Annotated in this window: 8 protein-coding genes; 6 read left to right on the forward strand and 2 right to left on the reverse strand. The window is 66.8% G+C overall.

Features of this window, described 5'->3' with window-relative positions:
• Both AC5RUJ_RS08020 and AC5RUJ_RS08025 read left to right on the forward strand, forming a co-directional pair.
• On the forward strand, positions 1–290 hold a 290-nt coding region (locus AC5RUJ_RS08020; protein WP_494155742.1), incomplete at its 5' end, for an acyl-CoA carboxylase biotin carboxyl carrier protein subunit.
• A gap of 180 nt (positions 291–470) precedes the next feature.
• A complete protein-coding gene (locus tag AC5RUJ_RS08025; protein WP_493977616.1) occupies positions 471–740 on the forward strand; it encodes a GlsB/YeaQ/YmgE family stress response membrane protein in 270 nt (89 codons plus the stop codon).
• A gap of 181 nt (positions 741–921) precedes the next feature.
• Here the strand turns inward: AC5RUJ_RS08025 and AC5RUJ_RS08030 are convergent, their stop codons facing one another.
• A complete protein-coding gene (locus AC5RUJ_RS08030) occupies positions 922–2325 on the reverse strand; it encodes an MFS transporter (protein WP_494001334.1) in 1404 nt (467 codons plus the stop codon).
• A 212-nt stretch (positions 2326–2537) separates the two neighbouring features.
• On the opposite strand from AC5RUJ_RS08030, the gene AC5RUJ_RS08035 reads away from it, so the two are divergent.
• On the forward strand, positions 2538–3392 hold the full coding sequence (locus tag AC5RUJ_RS08035) for an alpha/beta fold hydrolase (RefSeq protein WP_494129058.1): 855 nt from the start codon (positions 2538–2540) through the stop codon (positions 3390–3392).
• 30 nt (positions 3393–3422) lie between these two features.
• On the opposite strand, the gene AC5RUJ_RS08040 is transcribed toward AC5RUJ_RS08035, so the two are convergent.
• Positions 3423–4115, reverse strand: coding sequence for a hypothetical protein (locus AC5RUJ_RS08040; RefSeq protein WP_494001336.1), 693 nt, complete (start codon positions 4113–4115; stop codon positions 3423–3425).
• 194 nt (positions 4116–4309) lie between these two features.
• Between AC5RUJ_RS08040 and AC5RUJ_RS08045 the strand changes: the two genes are divergently transcribed.
• From AC5RUJ_RS08045 to AC5RUJ_RS08055, 3 genes are all read left to right on the forward strand, one after another.
• Entirely contained in the window at positions 4310–4498 is a 189-nt protein-coding gene (locus AC5RUJ_RS08045; RefSeq protein ID WP_494129057.1) for a hypothetical protein, read from the forward strand.
• A gap of 69 nt (positions 4499–4567) precedes the next feature.
• Positions 4568–4891 (forward strand): hypothetical protein, encoded by a 324-nt coding sequence (locus tag AC5RUJ_RS08050; protein WP_494026427.1) that lies wholly within the window; start codon positions 4568–4570, stop codon positions 4889–4891.
• Positions 4892–4921: 30 nt separating this feature from the next.
• Positions 4922–7291, forward strand: a 2370-nt coding sequence (locus AC5RUJ_RS08055; RefSeq protein WP_494155743.1) for a Tex family protein, incomplete at its 3' end; no start/stop codon positions are given.

A 7291-nucleotide genomic window follows, 5' to 3' on the forward strand; every position in this document is an offset into this window, starting at 1 on the left:
CCGCCAAGTCCAACGGCAAGCCCAAGCGCGCCGGACGGGGCCGTTCCGGTTCCGCAGCCGGGGCCGCGGCCGGTGGCGACGGACTGGCCTCCCCGATGCAGGGGACCATCGTGAAGGTCGCCGTCGCCGAAGGCGACACGGTTGCGGAAGGCGATCTCGTCGTCGTACTGGAGGCGATGAAGATGGAGCAGCCGCTCACCGCGCACAAGTCCGGGACCATCCTGGGGCTGACCGCCAAGCCCGGCGACACCGTTTCAGCCGGCGCCGTGCTGGCTACCATTGCGGATTAAGGCGCACACTTTCAAGGCCGGACTGTATCACTGGTTGTAGTCATGTCACGTTTTAGGTACCAAGTGGGCGCGGGAACTTACTAAGCACGCTGTCCATGCGGTAGCGTGATGCCTACCAAGGAGCAGGACCCGGCCTGACCGGGAGAATTGACGTAGCACCTAACAAAGGAGATGCACCTCATGAACTTCCTAGCATTCCTCTTACTTGGACTTATTGCAGGCGCCATTGCCAAGCTGATCCTTCCCGGACGGCAGGGCGGTGGCTGGATTGCGACGCTCGTCCTCGGTGTCATCGGTGCCCTCCTGGGCGGATGGATCGGCGGTGCTGTGATGGGCGCCGATATGAACGAATTCTTTAGCCTCGAATCGTGGATCTGGGCCATTATTGGCGCCCTGATCGTGCTGGTGATCTGGGGCTTCATCACGAAGAGGAGGAGCACAACCGCTTAATCTTGGCCGATTAAACTGCTCCTTTTAGTGGCATCTGGCCCGCCGCCCCTCCGGGGAGGGCGGGCCTTTTGCTTGCCCTGCAACCTTTTGCTTGCCCTGCAACGCGGCGGCACGCCAAGCCAAGCCATCAAAAAGACCCGCGGCCACTGCCGCGGGTCTTTCTGATCGTCCGGCTGGAAGGTCAGCTCGACTGGTTCTCGTAGTCCATGTCCTTGGTTTCCTTGGTCAGCAGCAGGGCGACCAGCGTCAGGACGGCGGCGCCACTGAGGTAGAGGCCCACCAGGACCGTGCTGCCCCCGGCGGCCTGCCACAGCGCGACGGCGATGAACGGAGCCACCGAAGCACCCAGGATCGAGGAGAAGTTGTAGGCCACGGCCGAGCCGGTGTAGCGCACGTTCGTCGGGAACAGCTCGGGCAGGATTGCACCCATCGGCCCGAAGGTCAGGCCCATCAGCGTGAAGCCGATGATCAGGTGCGCCATGGTGCCGGCGAAGCCGCCGGCGAAGAGCGGCACCCAGAGGAAGCCGAATGCCATGATGCCCAGGGATACCGCAATCAGCGTCTTCTTGCGGCCGTACTTTTCTGCCAGGGGGCCAGACACCAGGGTGAAGATGCCGAAGAACACCACACCGATGATCAGCATCAGCAGGAAGTCGTTGCGGGCATAGCCCAGCCCGGCGGCAAAGGTGTCCGGATCGAACGGCTTTCCGGCGGCCTCGGCCGCGGCGGCGGCGTCCTCGGCGTTGGTTGCCGCCGTGCCGTAGGACAGCGTGAAGGTGGTCATCAGGTAGAACAGCACGTAGGTGGCCAGCATGATGAACGTACCCAGGATCAGCTGGCGCCAGCTGGTCTTGAAGACACGGCCCAGCGGCAGCTTGGTGACCTCGCCCTTGTCCACGACCTTCTGGAAGGCGGGGGTTTCCACCAGCTTCAGGCGCACCCACAGGCCGATGATCACCATCACGGCGCTGGCCAGGAACGGAATGCGCCAGCCCCAGGCCATGAACTCTTCGTTGGCGAGGTTGATGCTCAGCACCAGGAACAGCGAATTGGCGATGATGAAGCCGATCGGGGCGCCCAACTGCGGGAAGGTGCCGTAGATGGCCCGCTTATTCGCCGGCGCATTCTCGGTGGCCAGGAGGGCGGCGCCGCTCCATTCGCCGCCGAGGGCCAAGCCCTGGGCGAAGCGCATGACCACCAGCAGGGCGGGTGCCCAGAAGGACCAGCCGTCAACCTGGGCGGTGGGCAGGCAGCCGATCAGGAAGGTGGCGATGCCCATGGTGAGCAAGGAGGCCACCAGCGTTCCCTTGCGGCCGAACTTGTCGCCGAAGTGTCCGAAAATAATGGACCCCAACGGGCGGGCGATGAAGGCCACGCCGAACACCGCGAACGAACTCAGCAGAGCGACGGCTCCGCTGGCATTCGGGAAGAACAGCGCCGGAAAGACAAGCACGGCGGCCGTGGCGTAGACGTAGAAGTCATAAAACTCGATGGACGTGCCAACAAGGCTGGCAACGATGACGCGGCCGCGGGAGTTCACCGGCGCGGCAGGCGCCCCCGCGGTAACTGATGCTGGTTTGGACATTGAAGTGTTGGCTTTCGCTCGAATGAATAACTTATGAATTCTAGTCAGATGTGTCCGCGATCCGGACAATTGTTTCAACATGTGGACAGCTGTGTTATGCGCACCGCCCTGCTCTTGCTGTTTCCCGGTGCGGACCACTGTGCTCGCCGCGGTCGCCATGCCGCCGTAGGCTGGGCGGACGGAAACACGCGGCGCTGCGAGGGAGGGCCCCGATGGAGGCCGATGAACGGCACGGGATGCTGGCGCGCCCCGATGCGACACTCGCCGTCTATACGTACGGCCCGCCGCACGGGCCCGGGAGGCCGGCCGTCCTGCTGATCCACGGCTACCCGGATGACCACTCGGTCTTCGACTCCGTCGCCGCCCACCTGAGCGCCGACAGCCACGTCATCTCCTATGACACCCGCAATGCCGGGGCGTCCCGAACCCCCATCGCCCGTCCCGGCGCCTACCGCCTGCCCGTCCTGGTGGACGATCTTTTTGCGGTGATCGATGCCTCCGGGGCAGAGGGCGTGCACCTCGTGGGACACGACTGGGGATCGATCCAAGGCTGGGCGGCGGCCCAGGATGCTCGTGCCGAGGGCCGGATTCTCAGCTTCACCAGCATTTCGGGACCGGACCTGGGCCATCTTCACCGCTGGTTCGGGCGCAGGCTGCGCAGGCCCGCGCTCTGGCCGCAGGCGGCAGGACAGGCCGTGCGCAGCCTGTACGTCGCCGGGTTCCAGTTGCCGGTACTGCCGGAACTTGCGTGGCGGACGCTCCTGACCCGTCCGTACGAGCGCTTCTCCGGCCGCAGGATCGGCGACAACGGTGTTCGCGGCCTCGCCCTGTACCGGGCAAACTGGTTCCGGCCCCAAATCCTGTCGGCCCGCTGCCGGGTTCCCGTGCAGGTGATAGTCCCGCGGCGAGACCCGTTCCTCTCGCCCCATCTGGTGGAGGGGCTGGAGGACTGGGTGCCGCGGCTGAGAATTGTTGAAGTGGATGCAGGCCATTGGTGGCCCGCGGAGGCCGGAGAAACAGCCGCACGGATGGTGAGGAACTGGATTGCGGACCTGCCGGGGGTTTGAGGTTCCGCCCGAAGCCGGTCCGCCTATCCCCTATCCCCGGGGGCGCGACCGGCGCGACACCGCGTAGGACGGCGCGCGCAGCTTCTCGATCCAACGGTAGGTATCCGCGTTTGGAAGCCGGTGCACGATCGGATCGAAACGCAGGCCGGTGTCTCCCCCGCCCTGCGCAAGCCGCAGCGTGAGGGTACCAAACCGGCGCCACGGGCCCCACGGCTGCGCGTGGGACAGCGAGAGCACCCAGTCCTCGCTGCCCAGCGCCCGTCGGAATCCCGCCGGATCAGCCGGAAGCGGCACGTTCGGCCGGATTGTGCGGGCTGCGAGCTGGACCGGGCCGTGTGCCCCTCGGTAGGGCATCACCGTGGTCAGCGCCGCAGCACGAACGTCCCGTCGAGGCTGGAGCAGGTACCTGCCGGCCCGGGAGGTACCGCTGGAAGCCAGCAGGATGTCGGCCTGTCCGTCCTCCGCGGTGACCCGCAGCGCGAGCCCGATAATGTCGGGGAGCCGCGACGGCAGGCCCGCTGACCTCGACAGCCGGGCCTCGACGTCGTTGTTCCCCGCTTCGTCCAGCCAGGAAATGCCACTGGCGAGGGAGTTCCCCGATCTCTCCAGCCGCCCTTCCAGATGGAGCCCGATCGGATGGATGGGCCGGGCCGGCCGCAGCCTCTTGAGCGCCGAGAAAACAAAGGCCAGACCACGACCGGCCGCCGTGCCAACATCCCGCATGCCCGCCGACTCCTCCCCCGTGACGCTGCCCCGCTGCGCACCGCTTCCGGCATCTCTGTCAGTCAGCCGGCAAGCCATCCGAACTTCGACCCCGCCATAGACAGCATACTGAGCATCAGCCTACTCTGATTGGCATCGGGCACAGTGCGGACTGCGCAAACCGGGTCCGCCGCCCCTAGCGGGAGGAATCCATGATGAGCAGCGGCAACGAATATTCCGATTCCGGGGAAGAGGAAGCAACAGCTCCCGCAGATCCCGGGGCGGGCAACGACAACAGCACGGAATCCGAGAAGCCGATGGAAACGTCCGGCCCCGATTCCAAGGATGTGCAGGGGGAAGCCGCAGCCGAAAATGCCAAGGAATCGGGCGGCTACGGCTACTGAAGCCGCCGGCGACCCCGGATCGAGACAGTTGCCGCCCGTACCGTCCGGGCCGGATGGCAGGCTTTCCGCATGAACAAAGTAGACGTCATGACCGCCCGCAGGTACGCCCGGGATCGCGGCGAACCCGGCCCCCGCGCCGAAGGCCGCCCGCCCGGGGCCACTCGTGAGCCCTACGGCCGCGAACCGTATGTCCGCGTGCGGCATGAGGGGAAGACGTTCGACGCCAAGGCCATCTCCTGGGACCGGACCAGCGTGCAGGTGAAGTGGATGGATGCGCACGGATCCGCCCGTACCGCCTGGGTTCCCGGCAGCGAGGTCCGGCGCATTCACCGTGACGAGTCCAGCTGGCGCGACCCCTATGATGACTACGCCTTTTACTATCCCGGCGCCTAGGCCAAGCCTCGAATACGGCACAATGGATCGGTGACCGAATCATCCGCGCCTGCCCCGCCCGCCTCCGTTGCAAACCTGCCGCCTCTCGACCCGGCCGCGCTCAGTGCCCGGATCCATGCCCAGCTCGCCCGGGAGCTCGGCGTCCAAGCCTGGCAGGTCAAGGCCGCGGTGGAAATGCTCGACGGCGGTGCCACCGTCCCGTTCATCGCCCGGTACCGTAAAGAGGCCACCGGCACGCTTGATGACGCGCAGCTGCGTGATCTCGAGGAGCGGCTGCGCTACCTGCGGGAACTGGAAGACCGCCGTCGTGCCGTGCTGGAGGCCATCGCCGCGCAGGGCAAACTGACCGTCGAGCTGGAGGCGGCAGTCAACGGAGCCGAGACGAAGGCACGGCTGGAGGACATCTACCTTCCGTACAAGTCCAAGCGGCGGACGAAGGCGCAGATCGCCCGGGAAGCAGGACTGGAGCCGCTCGCCGATGGCCTCGTGGCCGACCCGTCCCAGGATCCGCTGGCAGCGGCGCAAGGGTTCCTCAATGCCGGGCACGCCATCAACGAGCCATCCGACGCCCTGGCCGGCGCCCGGGCGATTCTGGTGGAGCGGGTCAGCCAGGACGCCGACCTGGTCTCCGAGCTGCGCGAGCGGCTGTGGCAGCAGGGCCTGGTGCGGGCCGAGGTCCGCGAGGGCCAGTCGGAAGCCGGCCAGAAGTTCGCCGACTACTTCGACTTCGCCCAGGACCCTGCCGGCCTGCCGTCGCACCGGGTGCTGGCACTGCTGCGGGGCGAGAAGGAAGGCGTGCTGAACCTTGATATCAGCGAAGGCAATCCGGCTCATCCGGAGGACTTCGCCGAGGCGCGCGGCCGGTTTGAGAACGCCGTGGCATCACGGATGGGCGTGGCTGACCGCGGGCGGCCGGCCGACCGCTGGCTCTTGCAAACGGCGCAGCTGGGCTGGCGGCGGATCCTGGTCAAGCTGGCCATCGACCTCCGCGTCCGCCTGTTCACGGCAGCCGAAGACGAAGCAGTACGGGTCTTCGCCGCCAATCTGCGGGACGTGCTGCTGGCCGCACCGGCCGGCAACCGGGCCACGTTGGGGCTGGACCCTGGGCTGCGCACGGGAGTGAAGGTCGCGGTCGTCGACGGAACCGGCAAGGTGGTGGCCACCGATACCATCTATCCGCATGCTCCGGCCAGGAAGTGGGACGACTCGCTCGCAGCCTTGGCCAGGCTCGCGGATCAGCACGCCGTCGAACTCGTCGCCATCGGCAACGGGACCGCTTCGCGGGAAACCGACAAGCTGGCCACCGAGCTGATCAAACTGATGGAGCCCACCCGCAAACTGCAGAAGCTGGTGGTTTCGGAGGCAGGGGCGTCGGTCTACTCGGCCTCGGCGTTGGCCTCGGCGGAGCTGCCCGAACTGGATGTCTCGCTGCGCGGCGCTGTCTCGATCGCCCGCCGGCTGCAGGACCCGCTGGCCGAGCTGGTCAAGATCGACCCGAAGTCCATCGGGGTGGGGCAATACCAACACGACGTCACGGCCAGCAAGCTGGAGCGGTCCCTGGACGCGGTGGTCGAAGACTGCGTCAACGCGGTCGGGGTGGACCTGAACACCGCCTCCCCGTCGCTCCTCTCCCGCGTGGCCGGCCTCGGTACGCAGCTGAGCGAGAATATCGTGGCCTACCGCAATGCCAACGGCCCCTTCGCCAAGCGCTCGGAGCTGAAGAAGGTCCCGAGGCTGGGCGGGAAGGCATTCGAACAGTGCGCCGGATTCCTTCGCATCACCGGTGGTGCCGAGCCGCTCGATGCCTCCAGCGTGCACCCGGAGGCGTACGGCGTGGCACGGAAAATCCTTGCCGCCGCCGGCACAACCGCGACGGGGGCGGGGCGGGGCGCCCAGTCCCTGGCTGTGCTGGACCCGCAGCAGTTCGTCGACGAGCACTTTGGCCTTCCGACGGTAGTGGACATCATCACCGAACTGGAAAAGCCGGGGCGCGACCCTCGCCCGAGCTTCACCACCGCCTCCTTCACCGAGGGCGTGGAAAAGATTTCCGACCTGATGCCGGGCATGGTGCTGGAAGGCACCGTAACCAACGTCGCCGCGTTCGGAGCCTTCGTCGACGTCGGCGTCCATCAGGATGGGCTGGTCCACATCTCCGCCATGTCGAACAAGTACGTCTCCGATCCCCATGACGTGGTCAAGTCCGGCCAGGTCGTGAAGGTCAAGGTTCTCGAAGCCGATCCGGAGCGCAAGCGCATCTCCCTGACGCTGCGGCTCGACGACGAGGCTCCCGTCGGCGAGCGGCGCCAGCCCGGGTCCGGCCACCAGGGCCGCGCGAGCGAAACCCGCAGCGGAAAGGGCGGGTCTCGTCCCGATCCCCGCGGTGGCACAACGGGGCGAGGC

Source organism: Arthrobacter sp. Y3223164 (assembly GCF_059091005.1).

What these genes read in the sequence shown, in the direction of transcription:
- AC5RUJ_RS08045 (WP_494129057.1), top strand. Translation starts at nt 4,310, where the DNA reads ATGAGCAGCGGCAACGAATATTCCGATTCCGGGGAAGAGGAAGCAACA.
- AC5RUJ_RS08040 (WP_494001336.1), bottom strand. Translation starts at nt 4,115, where the DNA reads ATGCGGGATGTTGGCACGGCGGCCGGTCGTGGTCTGGCCTTTGTTTTC.
- AC5RUJ_RS08050 (WP_494026427.1), top strand. Translation starts at nt 4,568, where the DNA reads ATGAACAAAGTAGACGTCATGACCGCCCGCAGGTACGCCCGGGATCGC.
- AC5RUJ_RS08025 (WP_493977616.1), top strand. Translation starts at nt 471, where the DNA reads ATGAACTTCCTAGCATTCCTCTTACTTGGACTTATTGCAGGCGCCATT.
- AC5RUJ_RS08030 (WP_494001334.1), bottom strand. Translation starts at nt 2,325, where the DNA reads ATGTCCAAACCAGCATCAGTTACCGCGGGGGCGCCTGCCGCGCCGGTG.
- AC5RUJ_RS08035 (WP_494129058.1), top strand. Translation starts at nt 2,538, where the DNA reads ATGGAGGCCGATGAACGGCACGGGATGCTGGCGCGCCCCGATGCGACA.